Annotated in this window: 22 protein-coding genes; 15 read left to right on the top strand and 7 right to left on the bottom strand. The window is 71.2% G+C overall.

What is annotated here, in order from left to right; all coding sequences use genetic code 11:
- Positions 1-80 precede the first annotated feature (80 nt).
- Positions 81-1,184: a helix-turn-helix domain-containing protein gene (locus tag AB0I43_RS17020; RefSeq protein WP_356978445.1), complete on the bottom strand. Its 1,104-nt coding sequence runs from the start codon at positions 1,182-1,184 to the stop codon at positions 81-83.
- 166 nt (positions 1,185-1,350) lie between these two features.
- On the opposite strand from AB0I43_RS17020, the gene AB0I43_RS17015 reads away from it, so the two are divergent.
- Positions 1,351-5,142 (top strand): hypothetical protein, encoded by a 3,792-nt coding sequence (locus AB0I43_RS17015; protein ID WP_356978447.1) that lies wholly within the window; start codon positions 1,351-1,353, stop codon positions 5,140-5,142.
- A 322-nt stretch (positions 5,143-5,464) separates the two neighbouring features.
- Here the strand turns inward: AB0I43_RS17015 and AB0I43_RS17010 are convergent, their stop codons facing one another.
- The gene (locus AB0I43_RS17010; protein WP_356978449.1) at positions 5,465-6,202 is read right to left on the bottom strand and encodes a phosphotransferase; all 738 of its coding nucleotides are present in this window, start codon (positions 6,200-6,202) and stop codon (positions 5,465-5,467) included.
- Positions 6,199-9,504, bottom strand: a complete 3,306-nt coding sequence (locus tag AB0I43_RS17005) for an MMPL family transporter (protein ID WP_356978451.1) — start codon at positions 9,502-9,504, stop codon at positions 6,199-6,201. The genes AB0I43_RS17010 and AB0I43_RS17005 overlap by 4 nt, the downstream gene beginning before the upstream one ends.
- 219 nt (positions 9,505-9,723) lie before the next feature.
- Here AB0I43_RS17005 and AB0I43_RS17000 point away from each other — a divergent pair, with 219 nt between their 5' ends.
- Positions 9,724-10,059, top strand: a complete 336-nt coding sequence (locus AB0I43_RS17000) for a hypothetical protein (RefSeq protein WP_356978453.1) — start codon at positions 9,724-9,726, stop codon at positions 10,057-10,059.
- 24 nt (positions 10,060-10,083) lie between these two features.
- Here the strand turns inward: AB0I43_RS17000 and AB0I43_RS16995 are convergent, their stop codons facing one another.
- On the bottom strand, positions 10,084-10,737 hold the full coding sequence (locus AB0I43_RS16995; RefSeq protein ID WP_356978455.1) for a maleylpyruvate isomerase family mycothiol-dependent enzyme: 654 nt from the start codon (positions 10,735-10,737) through the stop codon (positions 10,084-10,086).
- A gap of 315 nt (positions 10,738-11,052) precedes the next feature.
- Here AB0I43_RS16995 and AB0I43_RS16990 point away from each other — a divergent pair, with 315 nt between their 5' ends.
- On the top strand, positions 11,053-11,292 hold the full coding sequence (locus AB0I43_RS16990; protein WP_356978457.1) for a transposase: 240 nt from the start codon (positions 11,053-11,055) through the stop codon (positions 11,290-11,292).
- Positions 11,293-11,410: 118 nt separating this feature from the next.
- On the opposite strand, the gene AB0I43_RS16985 is transcribed toward AB0I43_RS16990, so the two are convergent.
- Positions 11,411-11,575, bottom strand: coding sequence for a hypothetical protein (locus AB0I43_RS16985; protein WP_357432441.1), 165 nt, complete (start codon positions 11,573-11,575; stop codon positions 11,411-11,413).
- Positions 11,576-11,649: 74 nt separating this feature from the next.
- Here AB0I43_RS16985 and AB0I43_RS16980 point away from each other — a divergent pair, with 74 nt between their 5' ends.
- From AB0I43_RS16980 to AB0I43_RS16965, 4 genes are all read left to right on the top strand, one after another.
- Positions 11,650-11,787, top strand: a complete 138-nt coding sequence (locus tag AB0I43_RS16980) for a hypothetical protein (protein WP_356978459.1) — start codon at positions 11,650-11,652, stop codon at positions 11,785-11,787.
- 71 nt (positions 11,788-11,858) lie between these two features.
- Entirely contained in the window at positions 11,859-12,536 is a 678-nt protein-coding gene (locus AB0I43_RS16975) for a HEAT repeat domain-containing protein (protein ID WP_356978562.1), read from the top strand.
- On the top strand, positions 12,530-13,528 hold the full coding sequence (locus tag AB0I43_RS16970; protein WP_356978460.1) for a HEAT repeat domain-containing protein: 999 nt from the start codon (positions 12,530-12,532) through the stop codon (positions 13,526-13,528). The genes AB0I43_RS16975 and AB0I43_RS16970 overlap by 7 nt, the downstream gene beginning before the upstream one ends.
- Before the next feature lie 179 nt (positions 13,529-13,707).
- Entirely contained in the window at positions 13,708-14,454 is a 747-nt protein-coding gene (locus AB0I43_RS16965; RefSeq protein ID WP_356978462.1) for an ankyrin repeat domain-containing protein, read from the top strand.
- A 107-nt stretch (positions 14,455-14,561) separates the two neighbouring features.
- Here AB0I43_RS16965 and AB0I43_RS16960 read toward each other — a convergent pair whose 3' ends face one another.
- On the bottom strand, positions 14,562-14,816 hold the full coding sequence (locus tag AB0I43_RS16960; RefSeq protein ID WP_356978464.1) for a hypothetical protein: 255 nt from the start codon (positions 14,814-14,816) through the stop codon (positions 14,562-14,564).
- A 232-nt stretch (positions 14,817-15,048) separates the two neighbouring features.
- On the opposite strand from AB0I43_RS16960, the gene AB0I43_RS16955 reads away from it, so the two are divergent.
- From AB0I43_RS16955 to AB0I43_RS16940, 4 genes are all read left to right on the top strand, one after another.
- Positions 15,049-16,617 carry an ATP-binding protein gene (locus tag AB0I43_RS16955; protein WP_356978466.1) on the top strand — a complete coding sequence of 523 codons (1,569 nt, stop codon included), beginning with the start codon at positions 15,049-15,051 and terminating at the stop codon, positions 16,615-16,617.
- Between the two features lie 117 nt (positions 16,618-16,734).
- Positions 16,735-17,526 (top strand): LLM class flavin-dependent oxidoreductase, encoded by a 792-nt coding sequence (locus AB0I43_RS16950; protein ID WP_356978468.1) that lies wholly within the window; start codon positions 16,735-16,737, stop codon positions 17,524-17,526.
- 38 nt (positions 17,527-17,564) lie between these two features.
- A complete protein-coding gene (locus AB0I43_RS16945; RefSeq protein ID WP_356978470.1) occupies positions 17,565-18,818 on the top strand; it encodes an SGNH/GDSL hydrolase family protein in 1,254 nt (417 codons plus the stop codon).
- An 83-nt stretch (positions 18,819-18,901) separates the two neighbouring features.
- Complete coding sequence (locus AB0I43_RS16940; RefSeq protein ID WP_356978472.1) at positions 18,902-19,342, top strand: VOC family protein; 441 nt, start codon at positions 18,902-18,904, stop codon at positions 19,340-19,342.
- Here AB0I43_RS16940 and AB0I43_RS16935 read toward each other — a convergent pair.
- A complete protein-coding gene (locus tag AB0I43_RS16935; RefSeq protein ID WP_356978474.1) occupies positions 19,311-20,663 on the bottom strand; it encodes an MFS transporter in 1,353 nt (450 codons plus the stop codon). The two genes, AB0I43_RS16940 and AB0I43_RS16935, sit on opposite strands and share 32 nt — an antisense overlap.
- Before the next feature lie 166 nt (positions 20,664-20,829).
- Here AB0I43_RS16935 and AB0I43_RS16930 point away from each other — a divergent pair, with 166 nt between their 5' ends.
- The 4 genes from AB0I43_RS16930 (at position 20,830) to AB0I43_RS16915 (ending at position 25,350) form a co-directional block, all read left to right on the top strand.
- Entirely contained in the window at positions 20,830-22,131 is a 1,302-nt protein-coding gene (locus tag AB0I43_RS16930; RefSeq protein ID WP_356978476.1) for a hypothetical protein, read from the top strand.
- Positions 22,132-22,173: 42 nt separating this feature from the next.
- The gene (gene glsA, locus AB0I43_RS16925; protein ID WP_356978478.1) at positions 22,174-23,397 is read left to right on the top strand and encodes a glutaminase A; all 1,224 of its coding nucleotides are present in this window, start codon (positions 22,174-22,176) and stop codon (positions 23,395-23,397) included.
- Positions 23,398-23,486: 89 nt separating this feature from the next.
- Positions 23,487-24,242, top strand: coding sequence for a hypothetical protein (locus AB0I43_RS16920; RefSeq protein ID WP_356978479.1), 756 nt, complete (start codon positions 23,487-23,489; stop codon positions 24,240-24,242).
- Positions 24,220-25,350, top strand: a complete 1,131-nt coding sequence (locus AB0I43_RS16915) for a lanthionine synthetase LanC family protein (RefSeq protein WP_356978481.1) — start codon at positions 24,220-24,222, stop codon at positions 25,348-25,350. The genes AB0I43_RS16920 and AB0I43_RS16915 overlap by 23 nt, the downstream gene beginning before the upstream one ends.
- The last annotated feature ends 4 nt before the right edge of the window (positions 25,351-25,354 follow it).

The raw sequence follows: 25,354 nt of genomic DNA, 5'->3' as shown, positions 1-25,354 counted from the left end.
GCCGGGTTTCGACTACAAACCCGTAACGTTAGCTATCAGTCAGCTAATTGATGTCGAGGCGTACCCGCGCGGGGCGACGGCTAGCGCGCGACCAGGTGCGAGCGCTCGATGTAGTGGCGCACGATCAGCGACGAGCGCAGGCGCCACAGGTCGGCCGGAGTGGCGGGATCGCAGCCGGTGAGCTGGTGGATGCGCTTGAGGCGGTAGTCGACGGTATTGGTGTGCACGTGGAGCTGACTGGCGGTGCGCTGGCGGTTCAGGTCGTTGGCCAGGTGCAGGGACAGCGTCTGCAGCAGTTCGGGGTAGCCGTCGAGCGGGGTCAGCAGCGCGTTGAGCGCGTCGCGGGCGGGCCCGGGGCGGGTGAGCTGGAAGTGCAGGCCCAGGTCGCCCATGCGGTACAGCCCGGGGTCGATGCGCAGGGACATGGCCGTGTCCAGCAGTTCGTGCGCCTGCCGGCCCGCCGCCGGAATGCCGGCCGGGTCGGCGTCGACGACCACGGCGGTCAGCGGACAGATCCGGGACAATTCGCGGATCACCTGGGCGAGCGCGTGGTCTTCGACCAATTCCTGTGGCAGCAGCAGTGTTCCGCCCGCCGCGCCGAGGATGGCCAGCGCGGTCTCGCCGCACCGGGCGGTCAGCGCCGATTCGAGACGGGAGGCGAGCATCGGCGTCGCGGCGTCGCGCGTTTGCAGACCCGCGATCCCCACGGCGATCACGTGATAGTGCGCGCTGATCGGGATGCCGCAGTGCCGGGCGAGCGGACCGGCGAGTTCGCCGCGCAGCAGGGCGACCGCGAGGTTGCGGGTGGCCGCGTGATGGAAGGTGGTGGGCGCCGGGAGTTGCCGGGTGTAGGCCCGGGTCAGGCGCACGTGCACCGACTCCAGAATGTCGAGTTGCCGGCGCGCGGCGACGATCCCGGCCGCGACGTCGGTGGGCGTGTCCAGCGCGTAGGCGCTGTCGGATCCGAGCCGGTAGCCCTGGTGCACCGCCTGCTGGAGCCGGTCGAGCCCCAGGCCGAGTTGCGCCCAGCGCCGCGCGATCTGCTCGAGTTCGGCGATCCGCTCGGCCACGTCCGCACCGCGATGGCCCTGCAGCGCCAGGTCCATGCAGGCGCGCACCACCTCGGCGGCGGGGTCGTCCGGATCGGTCTCCGGCGCCCTGCGGGACTGAACGGAATTCGTCATGTGCCTGGACTCCCTTCCCACCGGGCGTCGAAACTACCTGTGACCGGCGGTCGCAGAATCCTAGCCCAAGAGTGAACACTTGTACACTGAAATGCCCTCCGCGCACGGCCGTACCATCGAGAAGCGGTAACCAAACCGATCGGTACGCACTCAGGGGTGTGACGCGGTGACGACGAGCGCACGAGACGAGCTGGCGCAGCGGCTCGACACGCTCTACACCACGGCCGGATCACCACCGCTGCGCGCGATCAGCGCCCGCGCCACCCGGGAACTGCGGGCCCGCAATCCGCAGGGCCGGGAGATCAGCGCGCAGCGCGTCTCGGACTGGCGGCTCGGCCGCAGCGTGCCGGCGAAGTTCGACGGCCTGTCCGCGGTGATCGGCGTGCTCCTGCCCGCCGCACGGCAGCGCCGCCCCGAGCCCGAACCGCCGGCCCTCTACTCGATGATCGAATGGAACCGGCTCTGGTCCCGGGCGCAGCAGGAACGCGCCGCCGCCGCGCCCGCCGCACCGATGATCTGCCCGTATCCGGGCCTGGCCGCGCTCACCATCGACGACGCCGACTACTTCGCCGGACGCGACAGCCAGATCGACCTGATGCAGGCCCGATTCGCCCGCAACCTCGGCAGCGGCGAACCGCTGATCCTGGTCGGCGACTCCGGCGTCGGCAAATCCTCGCTCCTGCAAGCCGGCTTCGCGGCCCGGGTCCGCGACGAGTTCGACGTGCTGCTGGTGACGCCCGGTGCGGTCGCGGCCGACGACCTCGCCGCCTGGACCGCCGAGCGGGCGGCGCCGGCCAAACCCTTCGTCCTGGCCGTGGACAAGCTCGAGGAACTGTTCCTGCCGCCGTTCGACGACGCGTCCGCCGAGCACTACCTGCGGGTGCTCGACGACCTGACCGTGCACGGGCGCGTCGAACCCGGCCGCTGCGCGGGCGTGGTGGCGACGCTGCGCGCCGACTTCTACACCCAGGCCGCCCGGCATCCGGCCCTGGCGCATCTGCTCGAGCACAACCAGATGCTGCTCGGGCCGCCGACGACGGCCGAATTGACCGCCGCCATCGTCGAACCCGCGCACCGGGCCGGTCTGCGCATCGGCGACGGCCTGGTGGAGTTGATCCTGGCCGATCTCGGCGTGCGCGGGGCCGCGACGGTCCGCGCCGGCACCTTTCCGCTGCTCGCGCACGCGCTGCGCAGCGCCTGGCAGTTCCGCGACGGCGACCTGCTGGGCGTGCGCGCCTACGAGCAGGCCGGCGGCGTGCGCGGTGCGATCGCCACCAGCGCCGAACAACTGTGGGCCGCTTTCGATCCGGCCGAGCGCGAGACCGCGCGCGTCATCCTGCTGCAACTGGTGACCCCGGTCGCCGACGGCACCGCCGTGGGCCGCCACGTCGACCGCGAGACGCTGATCCGGCGCTGCCCGGACCCGAGCACCGCGGGCACGGTCCTCAACGCGCTGGCCGAGGCGCGCATCATCACCCAGGACGCCTACGGCACCGCGCTCGCGCACGACGCGGTGCTCAGCGCGTGGCCGCGGCTGGCCGAATGGATCGACGAGGACCGCGAGGACGCGATCGTGCGGCATCGCCTGCACACCGATGTCGAGGAATGGGTGGCCGCCGGGCGGGACCGGTCCCTGCTGTATCAGGGCGCGCGGCTCGCGGTGGCCGACGACCTGCGGTCGCGCACGCCGCTGCCGCCGCGGAGCGTGGAATTCCTCGACGCGGCCGTGCGGGTGCGCCGCCGCCGCACCCTTGCCACGCGGGCGCTGGCGCTGTTCCTGGTGCTCGGCGCGGTGGTGACCTCGGCGCTGGCGGTGCTGTCGCTGCGGCAGAGTCAGCGCGCCGATCGCGAACGAGCGGACGCGGAGTTCGCCGCGCTGATCGGCGCCGCGCAGCACGACCAGTCCGCCGACCCGACAGAGTCGGCGCAACTCGCCGTGGTCGCCGAGACCCTGCGGCCGGACGATCCGCAGGCTCGCGGTCTGCTGCTGGCCGCGCAGTCCGCGCCGCTGGCCGCCACCGTCCCCGCCCATGAAGGAGCGATCTACGGCGTGGCGCACTCACGCGACGGTGTGGTGGCCTCCGGCGGCTACGACAACGCGGTGCGGCTGTGGCGGCGGGACCCAGTGCGGGGGCTGGTCGCGCTGGGCGCCGCGCTACCCACCGCGTCGTGGGTGACCGCGGTGGCGTTCTCCCCCGACGGCCGGATGTTGTTCGCCGCCACCGGTTCCGGGCTGGTGCACCGCTGGGACGTGTCCGACCCCGGGCAGCCGGCGCGCGGCGCGGATCTCGACTTGGGACATCGCGGTGCGGTCTACGCCGTCGCGGTGCGCGCCGACGGCCGGTGGCTCGCCACCGCCGGTGACGACGGCACGGTCCGCCTGCACGATCTGGTCACCGGCGCGACCGTCACCCGGACCGGGCACACCGGGCCCGTTCGCTCGGTCTCGTTCAGCCCGGACGGCGACACACTGGTCAGCGGTGGTGACGACGCCACCGCACGGGTGTGGGACGTCACCGACCCGGCCGCGAGCCGGTCACTCGGTCCCCCGCTCACCGGCCAGGAACTGACGATCCACGCCCTGGCTTTCAGCCCGGACGGCACCGTGCTGGCGACCGGCAGCGACGACCAGACCTTCCGGCTGTGGTCGGTGCGCGAGCGCGACGCCGTCGTCGCGCTGGGCCCGCCGGTGCAGACCCGGGAGGCGGCGGTGTGGTCGCTGACCTTCGCCCCGGACGGGCGGACCCTGGTCACCGCCGGACGCGACGGTACCGCCGATCAGTGGAGTGTCCTCGATCCCGGTCGGCCGGTACCCGCGGGCACGGCGATGAACGGCAGCCGGGGCGCCCTGGCCGCGGCCCTGTTCCTGGACGAGAGCCACGTCCTCACCGGCGGGCAGGCGGGCAACCTGCAGCTGTGGAATCTGTCGCCGGCCGAGGTCACCGGGCACACCGGCCTGGTGCAGGCGCCCAGCTTCGACGCCTCCGGCAAGCTCATGGTGACGGGTTCGTGGGACGGGCGGGTGCTGCTCTGGGACACCGCCGCCGCGACGCCGCGCCTGCTCTCCGCGCTCACCCCGCCCAGCGGCGCGCTGCGCGTGGAGAACGTCGCGCTCGCGCCCGACGGCCGCACGGTGGCGGTGACCTCCTCCGGCACCGGTGACGCGCTGCTGTTCGACACCAGTACGCCCACCGCGCCGGCCAGGCTCGCGACCCTGGCCATCCCCGGCGCGCGCTACGCGCACGAGCTGGCCTTCTCCCCCGATTCGCGCCTGCTGGCCACCGCGTTCGGCGACTCCAGCGTGCAGCTGTGGGATCTCGCCGATCGCGAACGACCGGTCGCCCGGCCCGGCCCGCTCACCGGGCCGGGCGGCTGGATGAACGCGGTCGCCTTCGCGCCGGACGGTGCACGGCTGTACGCGGTGTCGGGCGAGGGGCGGCTGCACAGCTGGAATCTGGCCGCGGGGCAACGGATCTCGACCGTGCTCAGCGATCACCGCCGGGCGGTGAACGCGTTGTCGATCAGTCGCGACGGCACGCTGATCGCCACCGGCGGCGACGATCAGATCGTGCGGATCCTGCGCATCGACGGGGACCGCGCCGAGGAACTGGCCGCCGTGGGCGGGCACGCCAGCGCGATTCGCTCGGTGAGCTTCGATCCGGTCTCGCGGTTGCTGGCCACCGGCGCGGACGATCAGACGGTGCGGCTGTGGTCGGTGGCGGACCCGGCCGCTCCGGCGGCCATCGGGTCCTCGATCGTGCCGCGCGGCACCGAGCGCTGGCGGGTGCAGTTCAGCCCCGCGGGCATGCTCGGCGCGGGCGGGGGCAGTGCGGTGCTGCGCTGGCTGACCACGGACGCGGAGGTCGCCGCGCGGCGGGTGTGCGCCGCGACGCACGGCACCGAACTCGGCGCGGACTGGCGGCGGCTCGACGGTACGTTCGCACGCGCCTGTTCCTGACAGGCGGAAAGCCCGCACAGCCGGATGAGGGGACGACCGTGCGGGCTTTCCGGAGTCGGGGCTCAGCCCAGGCTGAGGTGGAAGCCGAGCAGGTCGCCACCGAAGAGGTACAGGTTGTTGAACAGCTGCGTGAATCCAGAGAGCATGTCGGGTGTTCCTTTTCGTTCTGTGGGGAGTCGCACCGTGCGTTTCCGGTGCCGACACAGATTTGCATCAACCGTCCAGTTTGTTTTTGCTCGAATCGCCTTTTCCCGAGCTCGAGGCCAGAAAACGAACTCTCCGGACCGGACGTTTCCGGGCCCGGACCGGACACGCGCCGCCCTCAGAGCTGGGCGCGCAGCACGTCGACTTCGCAGCCCGGCAGGGTCGGATCGAAGCCGTGCTCGACCAGCCAGCGGATCCCCCGCAGGCTGCGCAGCGACCACCAGCCGCGAATCACCTCGCGGTCGGCGTCGGCGCCGTAGCCCGCGAGCACATTGTCGAGACGATCCGGGTTGCCGAGGGTCAGGGTGGCCAGGTCGTAGAGGGGGTCACCCCGGGCCGCCTCGGTCCAGTCGATGACGCCGGTGACCTCGTCACCGTCGACGAACACGTGGGACAGCTGCAAATCACCGTGGATGAAGGCCGGGGTCCAGGGCCGGAGCGCGGCCTCGGCGATACGCCGGTTCCCGGCGACCAGGTCCGCGGGCAGCACCTCGTTCCTGATCAGCCAGTCGCACTCGCGGTGCAGTTCGGCCGTGAGCTCGTCGACGGTGCGGCCGGGCCAGGGCGGCAGCGGGGCGTCGTGCAGCTTGCGGAGGGCGGCGCCCGCCGCCGCCCAGGCCGCCGGCCCGGTGGTCGGCGGGGTGCCGAGGCGGCCGAGGGCTCGGCCGCGGAGCGCGGCGAGCGCCAGCACGGGCGGCCGGCGCCACAGCACCTCCGGCGTCGGGATCGGCGCCGCCCGCATCGCCGCGACCTCGACATCGCCGCGGCGCTGATCGGTATCGATCTTCAGGAACACCGCGCCCGCCCGCACCGTCACGCACTCGTGGTGGGCGGCGACCACCTCCACCCCGGTCACGACAGCTCGGCGTGTTCCCCGAGCGCGAAGCCGAGCCGGACGTCGTGGTCGACGTCGCTGCCGTTGATCGTCACCTCGCTGGTCACCAGCGGGTAGCCGCGCGTGACGACGGTGTACTCCCCCTCGGGCAGATCGGGCACCACGTAGCGGCCGTCCGCGTCGGTGTGCACGACGTCGACGAGGACACCGGCCCGGTCGAGGACGGTGACGCGGGCACCGTGGACCGTGCGCCCGTCGGCGTGCACCGTGCCCCAGAGCAGCGCCATCGACGCCATCTCGACGTCGAAACGCAACTGGCCGGAGGGCGGAACGGTCAGGGTGGTCGCGGTGGGCCGCATGCGGTCGGCGACCACGACGAGGGTGTAGGTGCCCGGCGGCACGCTCTTGCAGGCGTAGACGCCGTCGGCCGCGGTGACGGCGGCGCCGACCACCTCGCCGTGCCGGTCGGTCACGGTGACCGTGGCGTCCGGCACCGGCTCTCGCGACGCGGTGCGCACCACACCCGACAGGGCGCCGGACCAGTGCAGCCGGATATCGACCTGCTGCTCGCCGCGCGGCACGGCGGTGACGTGCACCGCGGCCGGTTGGTAGCCGTCCGCGGAGACGATCAGGACATAGCCGCCCGCGGCGGGTGGTTCGAGGCGGTACGCGCCGTCGTGGTCGCCGGTGACGCGCGAATGCTGATGTCCGTGTTGATCGACCAGGGTGAGTACGGCGTCCGGGAGCGGGTGGCCGTCGTCGCGGGTGACCCGGCCGGTGATCGCCGGGGTGCGGCGCGGCTTGCCGAGACCGTTGCGGGCGCTCTCGGCGCGCGCCCCGGCGGTCACCGGTTCCGCGAGGTCGGCGGCGTGCGTCAACTCCACCGGCACGGCGGGGTTCGGCGACCGCTGCGGCTGAGCGGGGCTCGGCGACCGCTGCGGCTCGGCGGGGGTCGGCGACTGCCGCGGCGGAGCCTGCTCGGCGACCGCTTCGGATTCCGGGCGCAACGCGGGCGTGATCACAACCTCCTGGAACAGGGGACGCTTCGGCTGCCGCAGCGCCCGCAGCTTCGCGCCTTCGACATCGATATCGGGCAGCACACGATCGAGCCATCGCGGCATCCACCACGACCACTTGCCCATGATCACCAGCAACGCGGGCACCAGCACCATGCGCACCACGAAGGCGTCGATGGCGACACCGGCGGCCAGGGCGAAGCCCATCGACTTGGCGGTGACGTCGGATTCGAGCAGGAACGAGCCGAAGACCGAGATCATGATGATCGCCGCCGACGTCACCACGCGGGCGCCGTGGTGATATCCGGCGATCATCGCGTTCTTCGCCGATTTCCCGTGCACGAATTCCTCGCGCATGCGGGTCACCAGGAAGACCTGGTAATCCATCGCCAAGCCGAACACCAGCCCGATCAGCATGATCGGCAGGAAGGAGATGATCGGCTGCGGATCGGCGATCAGGCCGAACGCGCCCTCCTGGAAGATCAGCACGGTCGCGCCGAAGGTGGCCGCCATGGACAGCAGGAAGCCGAGCGCGGCGGTGAGCGGAACCAGAATGGAGCGGAACACCAGAATCAGCAGAACGAAGGCCGCGCCGGCCACGATGGCCAGGTACGGAACGATCTTGCCGAGCAGTACCCGGTCCATGTCGGCGTAGATGGCGGTGGTGCCGGTGATGCCGTACTCGATCCCGTACCGCTCGGTCAGTTCCGCTTCGGCGGCGCGCGCATCGCGCACCAAGTCTTTCGTGTCCTGGTTGTTCGGCCCCGATTTCGGGACACCGTTGAACATCACGCCGAGCCCGTTCGCGCTGAGCTGCGGTTCGGTGAGGTAATCCAGCTCCGCGAACTCCTCGAGCCGGTCGCGCAGCGCGGCCACCGCCGCCGCGCGGTCACGTTCGGGCACCCGCTCGAGATCGGCGGCCACCGTGAGGATGCCGTTGCTGCCTTCACCGAAGCCCTCGGTCCGGATGTCGTAGGCCTGCCGGATGGTGGAGTCGGCCGGGAAGCTGTCCTCGCCCGGCAGGCCCAATTGCAGATGCAGCGCCGGAACGGCAAGGGCGGCAAGCGCGGCCACCGAAAGCAGCAGGGCGGCCCCCGGTCTGGCGCCGATCAGCCGGGCGACGCGCATGCCGTTGCTTGCTGCGCCGTCGTCCTCGGGATCGTGGCGGGCGATCAGCGGCAGCTTCGGCGTGAACAGGAAGCGGCCGAAGGCCCCCAGCAGGGCGGGCATCAGCGTGATCGCGGTGAGCACGGCGAAGAACGCCGCCATGGCACCGCCCAGTCCCATGAAGGTCAGGAAGTTCACCCCGACGATACTCAGCGCACCGAGCGCGACGATGACGGTGAGACCGGCGAACACCACGGCGGATCCGGCTGTCCCGACGGCGATGCCGGCCGCCTCCTCCGGATTTCGCGCCACCCGCAGTTCGTGCTTGTAGCGGGACACGATGAACAGCGCGTAATCGATGGACAGCGCGATCCCGATCATCGAGGCCAGGAACGTGGTGAAGCTCGGCACCTCGATGACCGCGGTGCCGAGCGCGATCACCAGCATGGCGGCGCCGAGGCCGGCGAGCGCGGTGACGATGGGCACGAACGCCGCGACGACGGCGCCGAAGGCGATCACCATGACCACCAGTGCGACGCCCATGCCGATCAATTCGGCCTGCCCGCTGGGCTGTTCCTGCTTCTGCTGGATGGCGCCGCCGATCTCGACGGTCAGCCCCTGGGCGCGGGCGGGATCGGCCACGGCGTAGGCGGCGTGCCGGTCGGCGTCGGTGATGTCGGCCGCCGAGGCGATGTCGAACGGAACCGTCAGCACGGCAACGGTCGCCGGGGCGTCCCGGTTGAGCACGTTGAGCGGGGCGCCCGAGCATCGGGCCGGGTCGGCGGCGGCCAGGCAGCCCATCTTCCGCGTGACCTCGACCGGGTTGCGCAGGGCCGCCGCGTCGTCCGCGGCGACGAGCGCGCGCTCCTCGACCGTGAGCGCCCGCAAGCCGGCGATGAGGGCGTCGACGGCGGCGACGTTCGCCATGTCGGTGAGTTTCGTGCCCGCGGGCGCCTTGATGACGTAGGCGCCGCTGACCGCGTCGATCCCGAATTGCTCGGACATTCCGGGGAACTGCTTGTCCAGAATGTCGGTGGCGCGTTCGGACGGTAGCGCGGGCATGCTGAACTCATCGCTCATCGGTTTGCTCAGCCAGCTGCCCGCGACGCCGAGCAGGACCAGCAGGACCAGCCACACGGGCAGCACGACCCATTTGCGGCGGAAGGCGAATTTGCCCCAGCGGTAGAGATATACGGACACGAATGACTCTCCTGGAGTTAACCGGGTTGTGCAGAGTTCAGGGCCCGTATAGAGCACGGTCGCGGCCCGCAACGCATAAAAGCGGAGGAGAAACCTCTAGTTATCGGAGCTTACCTCGAGGATCGGCGCCACGAAATTCCGCTCCGGCCAACGAAGTCAGGCGCGACGCGCCTTCCGTTAAACTGGACCACTTGGTTCGTTTCTGGAAACGTGTCCGGTATGACCGCCCCGGATCAGGCGCCACAGTTGATCTATATCGTCGAGATCAATCGCGGTGGCAAGCTTTTCGAATGCTGGTGGCAGGTCGGCAACTCCGGCAGCCCCGCCCAGGTCGCCGCCGCGCTCGACGAACTCGCGCACCGCACCCAGCGCGATCTCCCCGAGCCCAGCGCGCTGGACCCCCAGCACCGCTACTGGCTGCGCTATCACGTGTGCTGGCCGGACGGCGTGGTGCTGGACAGCTTCGAAGGCCGCCGCACCCCCTACCTCATTCCCGCCGAATTGCGCGGCCTGGCCTGCACGGTCACCGCCGCGGCCCAGTCCAGTAAATCGTGAGTCGGCGGAGACCGCGGGGGCGGGTCACGGAGCGGGCGTGGACATCCGGGCGCGCACGCTGGCTACACCCGGTCCGGTGAGTTCGGCGCAGTAGCCGGCCCGGCCCGCCATGACCATCGTCAGCGCGATCGTCGTTCCGGTGACGAGCGGGCCGGATCCGACGGCGAACGGGCCGTCGGTCGCTTCCAGCCGCAGGCCCTCGATCAGAGTCTTCCCGGCAACGGTGAAATCGCGGGCGGCATAGAAGCGGGCAACCTCGGTGACCGCCGCCGGCGCAGGCGCGCTCGCCAAGCCGAGCGGCTGCCGGATGTCCTGGCCGTGGACGACCACCTCACCGAGCCAGGCGGCCGTGTGGCCGGAAGGGGCGGTGGTGCTGTCGACCACCGCGCGAAATCGGGCCAGCGTTTCCGCGGGCGTGGCGCCGCGGTGCCGCGCGAGTTGGCGACTGTTGTGCTTGTCGAAATCGAAGCCGGCGCGCAGCACGCTGAGCAGCCACCGGCCGCGGCCCAGACTCGCACCGGCGGTGAGGTGGGCGACCACGTCCTCGACCACCCAGTCCCCGCACAGTGATCGGTGGCGCCACTGCGCTTCGTCCAGGCCGGCGAGATCCGCGGCCAGGGCCGCGCGTTCGGTGTGCGCCATGGTCCACAGGCCGGCGCGGGAAACGATGTCGGTCACGGAATACCTTCGCGATCGGAGTTACCGGATGCCTTCGATAGTCCTGACGAGATCGCGGCGGCGGATTCATCGGTGCCCGAGCGGCATCGGCAAACAGGCACGCAGACCGACCAGTCGTTAATTTGTTTAAACGGACCGAATTACTCTAAATGCTTGACCGGTCAAGGCGGGAATACCTATCGTGTAGGTAACGCTTCCGCCTAGAAGCAGCCCCGAGCAACATCGGAAATGCTTCGGCAGGCGCGCATTTCGCGATTCTTCGCCCCCGCTTCACCCTCTCGTTGAGCTATTCGTATCGCCGAAGGAGAAGTCTGTATGCCCAAGCGCTATTCCCAGCAGGTCCGCCGGAAAGTACTGGACATGGTGGAAACCGGCCGCCCGGTCGCTCGCGTTTCCGCCGATCTGGGCATTTCCGAGCAAACGATCTACAACTGGCGGCGGCAGGAATTGATCGCCACCGGGCGGGCGATTCTCACGCGCGCCGAGCTATCCGAACTGCTCGCCGCGCGCCGGCGCATCACCGAACTCGAGCGGCAGCTGTCCCAGTACGCATAGCGATCGGGGGCGGCGATGGCACGCATAGCGATCGGGGGCGGCGATGGCCGGCTCGGTTCACCGCCCCCGGTCACCCGGAGGGAGCCGAAACACGAACTCCCTGAGGTTCATCGGGACCTCAGCGGCCCGGCGTGGAGAAGTACCGCAGCGCGGCCGTGATCACGATCGGCGCGGTGACCAGCAGCGGCCCCGCGAGCGTGGTCAGCGCACCGGAACTCAGTTTGCTACGGAGTCTCCAATAACGAAGGCGCACAGGCTCGTCGGCGATCGTGACGCGAAACACTCCGGAAGCTGGTGCGGCACCCGGGATCCGGGTATGCCCGGAGCGGAAGCGCAGTTTCGGGAAGGAGCGAGCTCGTGAAGACGAACGACATACCCCGCCACCGCCCCATCCAGGTTGCCCCGACCTTCGGCGGCGAGCGCTCGGCGCTCGGTGTCCTTGCGGTATGGATCACGCTGATCATCGCGATCAGCGCGGTCCTCGTCCTGCTTTAGGGCCCGCCCCGCCGCCGCACTTGACCTTGTCACAGTGCCAAGGTCTTCACTGGCGGTCGGAGGTGGTCCCCATCAACACGACACAGCGGAACCCACAGCACACCCGGCTGCTCGGCGCACTGACGGCCGAGCAGTCCTCGATTCGACTGCAGGCGGCCTTGGCGCTCGGCACCGAGCCCGAGGCGGCCTTCGCCCACGCGCTCCTGGAACGGTGCGCGATCGAGCCGGACTTCTTCGTGCGCGACATGCTCACCTGGGCGCTCACCCGGCTCCCGGCGCAGGTCACCGTGCCGAAGCTGCGCGCGGAACTGGCTTCGGCACGCCCGCAGGCCCGCAGCCAGGCCCTGCACACCCTGTCCAAGATCGGCGACCCGGATTCGTGGCCGGCGATCACCCCGGCCTTGCTGCGCGACGCCGACGACGAGGTCGCCCGGGCCGCGTGGCGCGCGGCGGTCGTGCTCGTGCCCGACGCCGAGCGCGACACGCTGGCCGCCGCGCTGGCCACCCAGCTCGGCCGCGGCGATCGGGAGACGTGGTTGAGTTTGAGCCGGGCCCTGGTAGCACTGGGCGCGGAGCTCGAGCCCGTGCTGGAACAGGCGCTGGCCGCGCCCGACCCGGCGGTGCGCGCGCACGCGACAGCGACGCGGGAGCTGCTGCTCGACCCCGACGGCGGAGCCGGTTTCGCCGTCGACGCCGCGCGGCGGGCCGTCGCGCTCGGTCCGAAATGGGAGGAGAAGCCCAGGTGCTGATCGGTGAGGTCGCCAGCCAGTCGGGGGTGAGCGCCAGGATGCTGCGGCACTACGACGCACTCGGGCTGGTGCGGCCCACGGGCCGCACCGTGGGCGGCTATCGGGAGTATCGCCTCGACGACATCCGGCGGATCTTCCACGTGGAGGGTCTGCGTTCGCTGGGTCTGTCCCTGCGCGAAGTCGGGCAGGCCCTCGACGATCCGGGCTTCACACCCGCCGCGCTGGTCGCCGACCTCACCCGCAAAACCGAACAGCGGCTCGCCCAACAGCAGGAGTTGCTGGGCCGGCTCCGCAAGGTCGACGCGGCCCGGCCCAGCGACTGGCAGGACGTACTGCGCCTGGTCGCGCTGATGCGCGACCTCGGCTCGGACGATGCCGCGCGCCGCCAGCAGGCCGTCCTCGCGCCCGGCGAGGACGCCCCGCTGCCGGCGGACCTGCTGGCCGAGGCGGTGCTCGCCGAAACGGACCAGAACGTCGCGGGCGCGCTGCGGTGGGCACTGGCCCGGTCCGGGGCCGACGCCGTGCCCGCGCTGGCCTCTGGCCTGCGGTCCGGGGAGGCCGAGATCCGGCGGCGCGCGGTGCTGGCGCTCGCCGAGCTACCCGGCGCGGCGGCGACCGCATTCCTCACCGAGGCTCTGGCCGACGACGACCCGGCCGTCCGCCGCCGCGCCGCCCTCGCGGTGGGCGCCCGGGGCGGCACGGCCGCGATCCCGGTGCTGGTCGAGGCGGTGGTCGAGGGCCGCAACGACGTCGAGGCCGCTGAACTGCTGGCCGTCCTGGCCCGGGAGCCGGAGTGGGGCGAGCGGATCCTGCGCGCCCTGCTCGACGAACTCGACGCGCCCGCAACGGATTCGGCGATCCGGGTCCGGCTGACCCAGGCGCTCGCCGAGATGCCCGCCGACCTCGCGCTGGACCCCCTGCGCCGCCTGACCCGGGATCCGGATCGATCGGTCGCCCTGCTCGCCACGACCCTGGTCGACCGGCTGCCCTGACGAGCGGCGCGCCACCCCTCGCAGGGAAGTGCGTCCGGGGAGCGTGGCGGGTCATCCGATCGGCCGACCCCGGCATCGTCCGGACGATCCGCGCGACCAGCCGGTACGCCGATTCGCCGGTCGACGGAATCCCGAAGCATGGATTCCGTCAGCCTTCCCCGACGAACGGAGCAGCGGGCATGAACATCTCGCGGCGACCCCGGCACTACGGCTTCGCGCTACTGACCGGCGCTCTGCTGATCAGCGCGTGCGCCACCGAGCCGGGGACGAACACCCCGGCAGAACCCGAGATGACCGTGTCCAACACCGATCAGGCGCCACCCGATCTCCCTGCCGGACAGGCGAACAGCGCGTTGCTCACCGCGACGACCGCCGGAGACACCGCGGCCGTGCGCGCCGCGCTGACCCGGCGAGCCCAGGTCGACACCCGGGACGACGCCGGTCGCACACCGCTGATGCTGGCGGTGCTGGCCGACGATGTGCCGGTCGCGCGGGTCCTGCTGGAATACGGGGCCGATCCCGACGCCCGGGACGACCGCGGCGAAAGCCCCTGGGTGAATACGGGGGTCACGGGCAGCGTCGCCATGATGGAGGCGCTGCTGCCGGCGCGACCGGATCTGACGCTGCGCAACCGGTTCGGCGGCAACGCGCTCATCCCGGCGGCGGAGAAGGGACATCTGGACTACGTGCGAGAGGTGCTGCGCCAGACCGAGATCGACGTCGATCATGTCAACGACCTGGGCTGGACCGCTCTGCTCGAGGCGGTCTACTACGGCGACGGCAGCACGGTCTATCGCGACATCGTCCAGGTGCTGGTCGACGCGGGCGCGGACGTGGGCATCCGGGACGCCGAGGGGCGCACCGCCTACGACCACGCGGTCCGTCGCGGCTTCACCGACATCGCCGCGCTGGTGCGCCCGCGTTGAGACTGCCGGTCGAAGCATCGGCGGAACTCCACTGTGACGATTTCCCGCGCGGCTGACCCGGCCGGGCCCGGCACGCCGAGGTGACGTGCCGGGCGGCGGGTAGACGCTCAGTCCGGGGGTTCCTGCCCCGCCTCGGGCACCTCGGCGGCCAGTTTCTCCACATCGATGCCGCCGGGTTGCGGCGCGGCTCCGGCTCCCGCGAGACCAGTTTCCTGTTCACGGGCGTTCTCCGGGCTGCGGTCCGCGGCGTCGATGGCCGTGCTCAGGTCCGCCCGCAGCCGCTCCGCGGCCGCCTCGTCCCCGGCGTTCTCGGCGGTCGTGATGTCCTGGCGAAGCTGGGCGATGACGTCCTGGGAAACCATGGCTTCTCCTCACTGCTGGGTGGCATCGGCGCGGGCCGGGGTCCTGCTGTCGGCCCGCACTCCCGCGCCTACCCGGCAACTCGGACACTAATCACGCGCAGGTCGAAGTCCGGCGCTTGCGCGGCCGCATTCCCGGATAAGATTCGCACGCCTCCCGGCTCCCGACGGGCCGCGGGAGGCCGATGGCACCCGCGCGAGGTGCCCGCAATGGAGTGGGAAGGCGGGTGCCGCGGTGACAGCGGTGCAGAATCGGCGGCGGATCATCGGCCGCTTCTCGGTGCAGACGTGGTTCCAGCTGGTGGTGGCGGTCATGGTGATCGTGGTGCTCTTCGGCGCCGCGGCGGGCGCCCAGGTGATCGCCAACACCAACAACGCCACCGACCGGGTGATGAACCACACCCAGCCGGCGCTGACCCGGGCCTACCAGCTGCAGGCCGCGCTACTGGATCAGGAGACCGGTGTCCGTGGCTACGCGATCACCGGCGACCGCCAGTTCCTCGAGCCCTATCTGGCCGGGCAGCAGGACCAGACGGTGGCGGCGGACCGGATCCGGGTGCTGCTGGCCGGGAACTCGGCACTGCTGGCGCAGCTCGACGCCGTCCAGACGGCGGCGGAGCAGTGGCGCAGCGGCTACGCGGCCGGCCGCGTAGCCGATCCCAGGCCGACATCGTCGGGCGCACCGGCGATTTCGACACAGGGCAAGGCCCTTTTCGACAGTGTGCGCGCGAGTTTCGAGGCCCAGAACGCCGGCTTGGCCGCCGCGATCGCGGAGGACCGTCGCGGCCTCGAGCACGCCCGCACCCTGCGCAACGGGGTGCTGATCGCGATGGTGGCGCTGTTCCTGGTGATCGGCGTCGTACTGACCGTGCTGATCCGCCGCCTGGTGACACGGCCACTGGCGGCGCTGAGCCGGTCCTCGCTGCGGGTCGCGGGCGGGGATTTCGACCATTCCATCGATGCGCACGGCCCCGCCGATGTCGCCTCGGTCGGCAGCGCGGTGGAGGACATGCGCCGCCGGATCGTCTCGGAACTGTCCAGCGCCCGCGCCCAGGAGGCGACGCTCGCGCGGCAGAAAGCCGACCTGGACATCCAAACCGAGGAATTGCGCCGATCCAATACCGAACTCGAGCAGTTCGCCTACGTCGCCTCGCACGATCTGCAGGAGCCGCTGCGCAAGGTCGCCTCGTTCTGTCAGCTGCTGGAGAAGCGCTACGGCGACAAACTCGACGAGCGCGGCAAGCAGTACATCGATTTCGCGGTCGACGGCGCCAAGCGCATGCAGGTGCTGATCAACGATCTGCTCACTTTCTCCCGGGTGGGCCGGATGAGCGAGCGCAACGAGAAGATCGCCCTCGGCGCGACGCTCGACGAGGCCGTGGCCAACAACTCCGCGGCGATCGAGAGCAGCGGCACCGAGGTGCGCCGGCCCGCGGAACTGCCCGAGGTGCTCGGCGATCCCACCCTGCTGACCATGCTGTGGCAGAACCTGATCTCCAATGCCATCAAGTTCCGCAGTCCGGATCGGCCGCCCGTCATCACCGTCGAGGCCGAGCGGCAGGCCGACGTGTGGGAGTTCACGGTCACCGACAACGGGATCGGCATCGCGCCCGAGTTCGCCGAGCAGGTCTTCGTCATCTTCCAGCGCCTGCACAGCCGGGACACCTACGGCGGCACCGGAATCGGGCTGGCGGTGTGCAAGAAGATCGTGGAGCACCACGGCGGCCGGATCTGGATCGACACCGACTACACCGAGGGCGGCACCCGTTTCCGGTTCACCCTGCCCGCACTGATCGAAGGCTGACCGCTCAAGAGATGAGCGTTTCAGGCAGAGTTTTGAGTAATTCATGCATTGGAACGCTCCGAGATTCGCTTTAACGTTGCTTGCACAGCAACCGCTCGCGAACTCGGAGGAACACCGATGGCCGTTCAGCTCGGCGTATTTCTGCCCACATCCGGATCCGACCCGGCCGGCATCCGCGACGCCGCTCGCCTGGCCGAGCGGTCCGGTCTCGAATCCGTGTGGGCGACAGACCATTTGATCGCGAGCCAGCCGATGCTCGACAGCACCGTGGCGCTCGCCACGGCGGCCGCGGTGACCGATCGGCTCCGGGTCGGCTACGGGGCCATGCTGGTGGCGCTGCGCCCGGTGGCGTGGGCGGCCAAGGAGATCGGCGGCCTGCAGCAGGTGAGCGCGGGACGGGTACTGCTCGGGGTCGGCACCGGCAATCCCGCGCACGGCGACCTCGGCTGGCGCGCGGCGGATGTCCCGTTCGCCGAGCGTGGCGTCCGGACCGACCGAGCGCTCGCGGCGCTGCCGCATCTCCTGGCGGGCCGCCCGACCACGCTGAGCGACGGGCTCGAGATCACGTTGTCGCCGAGCGCGCCGGTGCCGCCGGTGCTGGTGGCGGGCAACAGCGCCCGGGCACGCCGCCGGGCGGCCGCCTACGGCGACGCCTGGATGCCGATCGATCCCGGCCTGGATCGCCTGCCCGCCCTGCTGGCCGAACTGCGCACCCTCGCAGCGGCTTCCGGGCGTCCGACGCCCCGGGTCACCGTGGTCGCGCCGACCTTGGCCGCGGACCCGCGGGCCGCCGCCGCGGAGCTGACCGCCTACGCCGCCGCCGGTGTCGAGCGGGTCATCCTGGCTCCCACCGGACCGGACTGGCGACCCGGCTACGCCTTCGCCCGCGAACTCCGCGCCGCCCAATAGCGCCGCCCCCGATTCACCTCCGACAGAACGGATTCGACATGCGCTCCACCCGCGCCGTCACCACAGTGCTCGCACTGATACTCCTGCTCGTCCTCCCGAACGCCCGCACCAGATCCGAAGCGGCGCCCGTCGTGCCGGGCTGGTCGGCGGCCTGGACCACTGCCCTGTATCGGGCGGACCAGCATCCCACGCCCAGCTGGGCGGCTTCCGGTTTCGCGAATCACACTCTGCGACAAGTGGTTCGAGTGTCGCAGGGCGGAGCGGCGAGCCGGATACAGCTGTCCAACCGCTACGGAACGGCACCGTTGCGCATCACCGGCGCTACGCTCGCCCGATCCGGCTCCGGTGCGGCGATCGTCCCGAACACGGTGCGCACGTTGACATTCGGCGGACACCAGGCGGTCGACATCCCGCCCGGCGCCGAACTCACCACCGATCCGGCACTGCTGCCCGTCGCGGCGTTCGACGCACTGGCGATCACCCTGTACCTCGCCGAGGCCCCCGGGCCGGTCACCCAGCATTCCCAGGCCGTCGAAACGGCCTATCGCGGCGTCGGCGACCACCGCGCCGACCTCGACGGCACGGCCTTCACCGAGACGACCCGGTCCTGGTACTACCTCGCTCGCGTCGAGGTGGCCGATATCGTCCCCCGCCCCGCGGGCATCGTCGCCTTCGGCGACTCGCTCACCGACGGCGTCGGCTCCACCCCGGACACCGACAGTCGATTCCCCGACGAGCTGGCCGAACGTCTTGCGGCCCAGGGCAACCCGCGCGCCGTCCTGAACCAGGGCATCGGCGGCAATCGCGTCACCGTGGACTCCGGCTGGCTGGGTGCGAGCGCGCTGCGCCGCTTCCGGCACGACGTGCTCGAGCAGCCGGGAGTGTCCACCGTCCTCATCCTGGCCGGGATCAACGACATCGGGCTCAGCGCGGGCGCGGCCGACGTCGGCGAACCCGCCGTGCCGGTCTCGGCGGCCCAGCTCATCGCCGGGCATCGCGAACTGATCCGGCAGGCGCGCGCCCACGGGTTGCGGGTGATCGGCGCGACGCTGCTGCCCATGGCGGGCTCGCCCTACTCCACACCCGCCGCCGAGGCCGACCGGGTGACGGTCAACGAGTGGATCCGCACCTCCGGCGAATACGACGCGGTGGCCGACTTCGACGCCGCCCTGGCCGATCCGCAGGATCCGCGACGGTTGGCCCCGGCCTACGATTCCGGGGATCACCTGCACCCCAACGACGCCGGATACACCGCGATGGCCGCCGCGGCCGCCGCCGTGGACCTCGGCTGAGCGGCGTCCGATTCCTTCAAGACGAGTCGCCGCACGCCCGGATCTACTGGACACCCATCACGTTCGAGCAGAGGAGAACTCCCGTGCCGGCCAACATCACCGCCCTCACCCTGGGTGTCGACGACCTCGAGCGCGCGCTCCGGTTCTATCGTGCGGCGCTCGGGCTGACGTCGCCGGGCATCATCGGCACCGAATACGTCGGCGACCAGGACAACCCGGGCGGGGCGGTCGCGATGTTCACCCTCGACAGCGGCTTGATCCTGTCGCTGTACCAGCGCGTCGATCTGGCCAAGGACGCCGGTGTCCCGCCCGAGCGGATCAGCGGTTCCCCGATGAGCCTGGGCTATTTCGTCGACACGCGCGCGGAGGTCGACGAGGTGCTGGCGCGCGCGCAATCCTGCGGCGGCACGATCGTGCGCGCACCGCTGACCCGCCCGTGGGGGATCTACGCCGGTTATTTCGCCGACCCCGACGGCCACCTCTGGGAGGTCGTCAACTTTCTCGGCGGACACCCTCCGGCGTGATCGGCGCTTCCCGCCGCGGCAGCACGGAGTGCCCCCGGTAGCCGAGCGCCGATTGCAGCAGCGCCACCGCCAGCACGATCGCGACGACGGTGAAGCCGGTCCGGTAGACCGTCGGCAGCAGCACGCCCAGCGCGCCGCCCAGCACCCAGGCCAGTTGCAGGACGGTTTCGGTGCGGCCGAAGCCGGACGCGATCGATTCCGGCGGCAGGTTGCGCTGGATGGAGGCATCCAGCGACACCTTCGCCAGTGCCGTCGAGGCCGAGGCGACCAGCGTCGCCAGCACCGCGCCGAGCAGACCGTTCTGCACCGCGGCCACGATCGTGACGGCCAGGCAGGCGCCGCCGCAGGACAGGATGATCGCGGCGGGCCGGCCGAGTTCCACCCGGGCCCCGGCGAAGTTGCCGCCGAAGTTGCCGATGCCCGCGGCCGCTCCGGCGGCGGCGAGCATCAGCGCCTGCCGGAACGCGGACTCGTCGCTGGATTTGGCGACGAAGGCGATATAGAAGGTGAGGAAGCCGGTCAGCACCCGGACCGCGCCATTGCCCCACAGGCCCGCGATGACCACCCGGCCCAGCGGCCGCCGCAGCCCCAGCGGCCGGCGGGACCCGAGCGTGGCGGGCACCTCCCCCTCGGTGATCTCCACCCAGGGCGGGATGCGCGCGCTCAGGTAGGCGCCGGCCGCCGCGAGCAGCGCCGCCACCACGAGCGCGCCGGTGGAGTGGAAGACCAGCGCGGCCGCCGCGGCGACGCCGCCCGCGACGATCGATCCGCCGACCAGGCCGAACACGGTCAGCCGGGAGTTGGTGCGCACCAGGTCGATTCCGGGCGGCAGCACGCGGGGCGTGACCGCGCTCTTCAGCACCGAGAACGATTTGCTGAGCACCATGCTGCCGAGTGCGAGCGGATACAGCGCCCAGCTGTCCAGGCTGAAGATCAGCGCGATCGCGATGGCCACCCGCAGCGCGAAGGTACCGGCGAGCGCGAGCCGCCGCCCGTGCTGCAACCGGTCCAGCAGCGGACCGATCACCGGGGCGATCACCGCGAACGGCGCCACCGTCATGAGCAGGTACAGCGCGACATTGGTGCGCGACTGGGTGGCTGGGCTGGCGAAGAACAGGGTGTTGGCCAGGGCGACCGCGATCGCCGCGTCGGTGGCGAAGTTCGCGACGGTCGCCCGGACCAGCGCGGTCAGGCCGGATTCGTAGGCGCCGTCGGCACGCGCGGCTCGGCGCACCAGACCGACGCCACGCTGGGCGAGGTGCCGACACCCCGCCGCCACGCGGCGGGCGCGGCGTGGTGACGGCTCCTCGGGCGTGGCCATGGCCCGATTCTCGCAACGCCCGCGCCGGTTCGCGGGATCCCACGCACGACGACCGCCCGGCGATTCGCCAGAGCGTTGCCATCCTCCGGGTAGAGCGCGAAACGGACCGGCGAATCGAGCCGCAATGTGATTGCTGGAAGTTCGCCGCTGCCGTAGCGTCACCCGCATGGATCGCCGAATCGTCGCGGCGCGCACGCACGTGGACCGGCGCTCGCTGGTCCGGATCGCGGCGATCTACACCGCGATCACCGCCGCCGGTCTGGCGATCATGATGCCGATCAGCTACGGCTGGTTCGGATTACCGACCTACAAGATCGATCTGATGATCCGCAACGTGCCCCGCGCGATGGAGACCGGGGCGATGGTCGCCGTGCTCACCGCGGCGATGATGGTCACCGCGGGCAGCGGCCGGGCCGCCTGGTACACCACCCTGCTGGGTTTGCTGGGCATGCTGGCCAACCACGCGGGACTGCCCTGGATCGAGATCGACTCGCTGACCACCCTGAACTACATCGACGCGCTGTGGGCCGGGGTGATCGTCGGCAGTCTCGCGACGGTGGCGTGGACGAGTGCGACCGGTACCGCCGTCTACCTCTTCGGCTTGGTCAGCGCGGCGGTGCTCGGCGACATCGTCCAGGGGCCCACCGACGGCGAGCCCGCCAATCCGCTGGAGCGCGCGCTCGGTGGCGCGCCGCCGATCTGGCTGATCCTGGCCGCGCTGGTGCTGGTCACGCTCTGTGTCCTGCTCCGGGTGATCGACGCACCCGTGGCCGAGGCGGAGCATCAATTCCCGCTGCGGAAGATCCTTTCCGGCGTCGTGCTCATCCTGAGTGTCGCGTCGATGTCGCGGTGGCTGGCCGAGGGCGCCGATCGCCTGCCGATCGTGATCGCCGCGGTGGCGCTGACCGTCGTGGGCGCGGGCATCGCCGCGTTCCTGCTGCCGGACCGGGACGGCGTCGCGGTGCTGCTGATGGTGGCCTTCGCCGCGGCGGCCAGCGCCGTGGTGACGGTGCCGCGCCCCTGGTGGGCCGACGTGCTGGCGTTCCTCGCGGTCGGCGTGGGCGTGCTTGCGGCCCGCCGCCGGCCGCTGCCGCCGGTCTCGATCGCGATGTCGCTCGCGCTGGCCACGGCCACCGCCCTGCTCGTGCTGCACGGCACCCCGACCCAGCTCACCTCCGTGCTGGGCGTCGTGGCCATCGGCCTGGTCGGGGGCTACAGCGCCGCGGCCGCGATACCGCCGCGGGCGGGCAGTGCCGTGGTGAGCCTGACGGCGCTGTTCGTGCCGTCGGCCGCGGTCGCGCTGCGCGGCCGCCCCTACGGCCGGGTCGGCTACTCCCACGAGTGGTACCGGTTCGCGCCCTTGACGCACGATCCGAAACCCGCCTACGCGGCCCTCGGCGTCACGGTCGGCGCCGGGCTGGTGATCTACCTGCTGTACCGGCTCCGGCGAGCGGACGCGGTGCGGTGAGCGGGCTCCCGGACGAAAGGGCCGCGCGCCATGGATGATCCCGTGACGACCGCGCTGCGGAATCTGCTGCACCGCTTGGCGCCCGACGACTCCGGCGCGGTCGCCGACTACATCCCCGAGCTGGCGGTGGTCGATCCGAATTCGCTGGGCGCGGCGATGGTCAGCGTGCAGGGCGACATCTACGACGCGGGCGACAGCGACATCGAGTTCACGATCCAGTCGGTGTCCAAGCCGTTCGTCTACGCGCTGGCGCTGAGCGATCTCGGCTTGGACGCCGTCACCCGCTACGTCGGATTCGAGCCCAGCGGTGAGCCGTTCAACGCGATCAGCCTGGAGCCCGATACCGGCCGCCCGGCCAATCCGCTGATCAACGCGGGCGCGATCGTCACCACCGCGCTGGTCGCCGGCGCCGATCGGGCGGAGAAATTCGAGCGCATCCAGCGCACGCTGTCCGCCTTCGCCGGGCGGGATCTCGCCGTCGACGAGGCGGTGTACGCCTCGGAGTCCGCGACCGGCGACCGCAACCGCGCGCTGGGGTATCTCACGCTCGCACAGGGTGTGCTGGCCGGTCCCGTCGAGGAGGTCACCGACACCTACTTCCGGCAGTGCGCGTTGCGGGTCACGGCGCTGGATCTCGCCGTCATGGCCGCGACGCTGGCCAACGGCGGGGTCAACCCGGTCACCAAGCGGCGCGTGATCGATCCCGAGATCGCGCGCATCACCCTGTCGGTGATGTCGACCTGCGGCATGTACGACGACAGCGGCGAATGGATGGTGCATGTCGGACTGCCCGCCAAGAGCGGGGTCGGCGGCGGCATCGTCTCGGTGCTGCCGGGCGAGTTCGGCATCGGGGTGTTCAGCCCGCGCCTGGACGCGCAGGGCAACAGCGTGCGCGGCAAGGCCGCGCTGGTCGAGATGTCCCAGCGTTTCGGCCTGCACGTGTTCACCGCGCCGACCAGTCACCGCTCCCCCATCGCCGCCTCGGCCATTCACGGGCAGGTGCTCACGGTCCAGTTGCAGGGCGAGCTGGATTTCGTCGGCGGCGAGCGCGTCATGCGGCATCTGCAGGAGATGGCGGCGACCTGTCCGCTGGTCCGGATCGATGTGGACCTCGCCCATGTCACCACGGTGCGCCCCTCCGGCGCGGTGCTGCTGACCGCGACGTTCGCCGATCTGCGGGCCCGGGACATCGCGGTGCGCGCCATCAGTCCGGAGCCCTCGCCGCTGCTCGAGCTGGGCACCGAGGCGCCGGGTGCGAGCACCTGAAGTCGGCATCCCAAAACTACTGGTACGTAAGCAGATTGCCGCGTTCGTTCGGTTCCCGGCGGCACGTCCGAAGCGTAGTGTAATGAGGCATGGACGCAGGTCAAGAACATTTCGACAATGCTCGTCCAGCCGCTCCGATCACCGGCACCTGGGCGCTCCGATTCGCGACAGCGGGTGAGATCGTCTCGCTCACCCTGCGCCGGACGCCGGGCCGGGAACTGGCCGCCAGCTCGATCGAAGTTCCCCTGACCGCCCTGCCGGGCCTGTCCACCGGCGATCTGCTCGCCCCGCGCGCACAGGTGCGCTTCGCGCTCACCCGCGACCCGGGCGCACTCGCCTTCGAGGGCCGGGTGGGGCAGGGCCAGGGCAGCGGCGGCTTCGAGTTCGAGCCCGGGGCGGCCTTCGGGGCGGCGCTACCCGGCCTCGGCTACAAAGGGCTCACCGCCGACGAGCTATACAGCTTGACGATCCACGACATCGGCCTGGAGTTCCTGCGGGAGCTCGGCGCCCTCGGGCACGAGGGCATCGCGGTCCCCGATCTGCTGGAGATGCGGATCCACCGGATCGGCGCGAAATTCGTTCGGGAGCTACAGGATCTGGGCTACCGCTATTCGACCACGGTCCAGCAGATGCTTCTGCTGCGCATCCACGGCGTCACCGCCGCCTTCATCCGCCAGCTACAAGACCTCGGCTATGTGGGCGTATCCGTAGACGACCTACTGGAACTGCGCATCCACGGCGTCACTCCCCGCTTCATCCGCCAGGTTCGCGACCGGGGGCATGCGGATGCCCCGGTCGCCGATCTCCTGGAAATGCGCATTCATGGCGCGGGCGCCTATCGCTAGCGGTTCCGACCTGCGAGCGGCCACCGTCGCGATCGCCGACGCGCTGCTCGGCGCGGCCCGGGTGGGCCGGGACAGTGGACTGCACTGGTGTTATCCGGATACCGGCGCAGGTCCGACCGCGCTCGGACCGCACCTGTTCGCCGGAAGCAGCGGAATCGCCGTGTTCTTCGCGGCGCTGTCGAAGGTCGACGACACCGGCCGCTATCGCGAGGCCGGCTTGCGGACGATCGCCGCGCTGCGCGCCGACCTCCGGGCGATCACCGCCGATCCGGCGCGGGCGCGCCGCCTCGAACAGCCGATCGGCGGCCTCACCGGCCTCGGCTCGCTCGTCTACGCGCTGGTGCGGATCGGCGACCTTCTCGGTGACGACTCCCTTCTCGACGACGCCCAGCGCGCGGCGACGCTGCTCACGACGGATCGCCTGACCGCCACCGAGGCGCACGATGTCATGACCGGTAGCGCGGGTGCGGTACTGGCCCTGCTCGCCCTGGCCGAGCGGCGGCCGGAGCCGGTTCACGGCGGCGAGCGCCCGATGGATCTGGCGCTGCGCTGCGCCGAGCGCCTGGCCGGCTCCGAGGGCTGGACGACCGCGAAAGGCCCTGCGGCAGCGGGCTTCTGCCACGGGCGAGCCGGTATCCGGGCCGCGTTGGCGCGGCTCGCGGAACGCACGGGCCACGGCGCACCGGCGCTGCTCGCCGCCGAAATGCCACACGCCGAGGCATGGCGGCACTCGTGGTGCAAGGGTGCGGCGGGCATCGCGCTGGGATGCCTCGCGATGCCCGGCGATCGCCCGATACCGGCCGAAGCGCTCGACCTCGCCGCCGCACCGACCCTGTCCGGAACCGACGATCTCTGCTGTGGAAACAGTGGCCGCATAGACGTTCTCGTCTACGCCGGTATACGACTGGACCGGCCGGACTACCTGGACCGGGCGGCGCGGTTGGCCGCCGAGATGATGCGGCGGGCACAGGCGCAGGGGGGCTACTCCTTCAAATCGGCGGCGGGCGGCCTCGACCCGCGCCTGTTTCCCGGCCTCGCCGGAATCGGCTACGCGCTGTCGCGGCTCCAGGCTGCCGAGCGCGTCCCGTGCGTGACGGCCATGGAATAGGACG

Source organism: Nocardia sp. NPDC050435, from assembly GCF_040655395.1.
In the GTDB taxonomy this organism is placed as follows: Bacteria; Actinomycetota; Actinomycetes; order Mycobacteriales; family Mycobacteriaceae; genus Nocardia.
This window is presented reverse-complemented; position numbering and strand designations above follow the sequence as displayed.

Excerpts from the sequence above, each read along its gene's own strand:
- AB0I43_RS17020 (WP_356978445.1), bottom strand. The coding sequence starts at position 1,184 with ATGACGAATTCCGTTCAGTCCCGCAGGGCGCCGGAGACCGATCCGGAC.
- AB0I43_RS17000 (WP_356978453.1), top strand. The coding sequence starts at position 9,724 with ATGACCGCCCCGGATCAGGCGCCACAGTTGATCTATATCGTCGAGATC.
- AB0I43_RS16990 (WP_356978457.1), top strand. The coding sequence starts at position 11,053 with ATGCCCAAGCGCTATTCCCAGCAGGTCCGCCGGAAAGTACTGGACATG.
- AB0I43_RS16965 (WP_356978462.1), top strand. The coding sequence starts at position 13,708 with ATGAACATCTCGCGGCGACCCCGGCACTACGGCTTCGCGCTACTGACC.
- AB0I43_RS16960 (WP_356978464.1), bottom strand. The coding sequence starts at position 14,816 with ATGGTTTCCCAGGACGTCATCGCCCAGCTTCGCCAGGACATCACGACC.
- AB0I43_RS16950 (WP_356978468.1), top strand. The coding sequence starts at position 16,735 with ATGGCCGTTCAGCTCGGCGTATTTCTGCCCACATCCGGATCCGACCCG.
- AB0I43_RS16945 (WP_356978470.1), top strand. The coding sequence starts at position 17,565 with ATGCGCTCCACCCGCGCCGTCACCACAGTGCTCGCACTGATACTCCTG.
- AB0I43_RS16935 (WP_356978474.1), bottom strand. The coding sequence starts at position 20,663 with ATGGCCACGCCCGAGGAGCCGTCACCACGCCGCGCCCGCCGCGTGGCG.
- AB0I43_RS16930 (WP_356978476.1), top strand. The coding sequence starts at position 20,830 with ATGGATCGCCGAATCGTCGCGGCGCGCACGCACGTGGACCGGCGCTCG.
- AB0I43_RS16920 (WP_356978479.1), top strand. The coding sequence starts at position 23,487 with ATGGACGCAGGTCAAGAACATTTCGACAATGCTCGTCCAGCCGCTCCG.
- AB0I43_RS16915 (WP_356978481.1), top strand. The coding sequence starts at position 24,220 with ATGGCGCGGGCGCCTATCGCTAGCGGTTCCGACCTGCGAGCGGCCACC.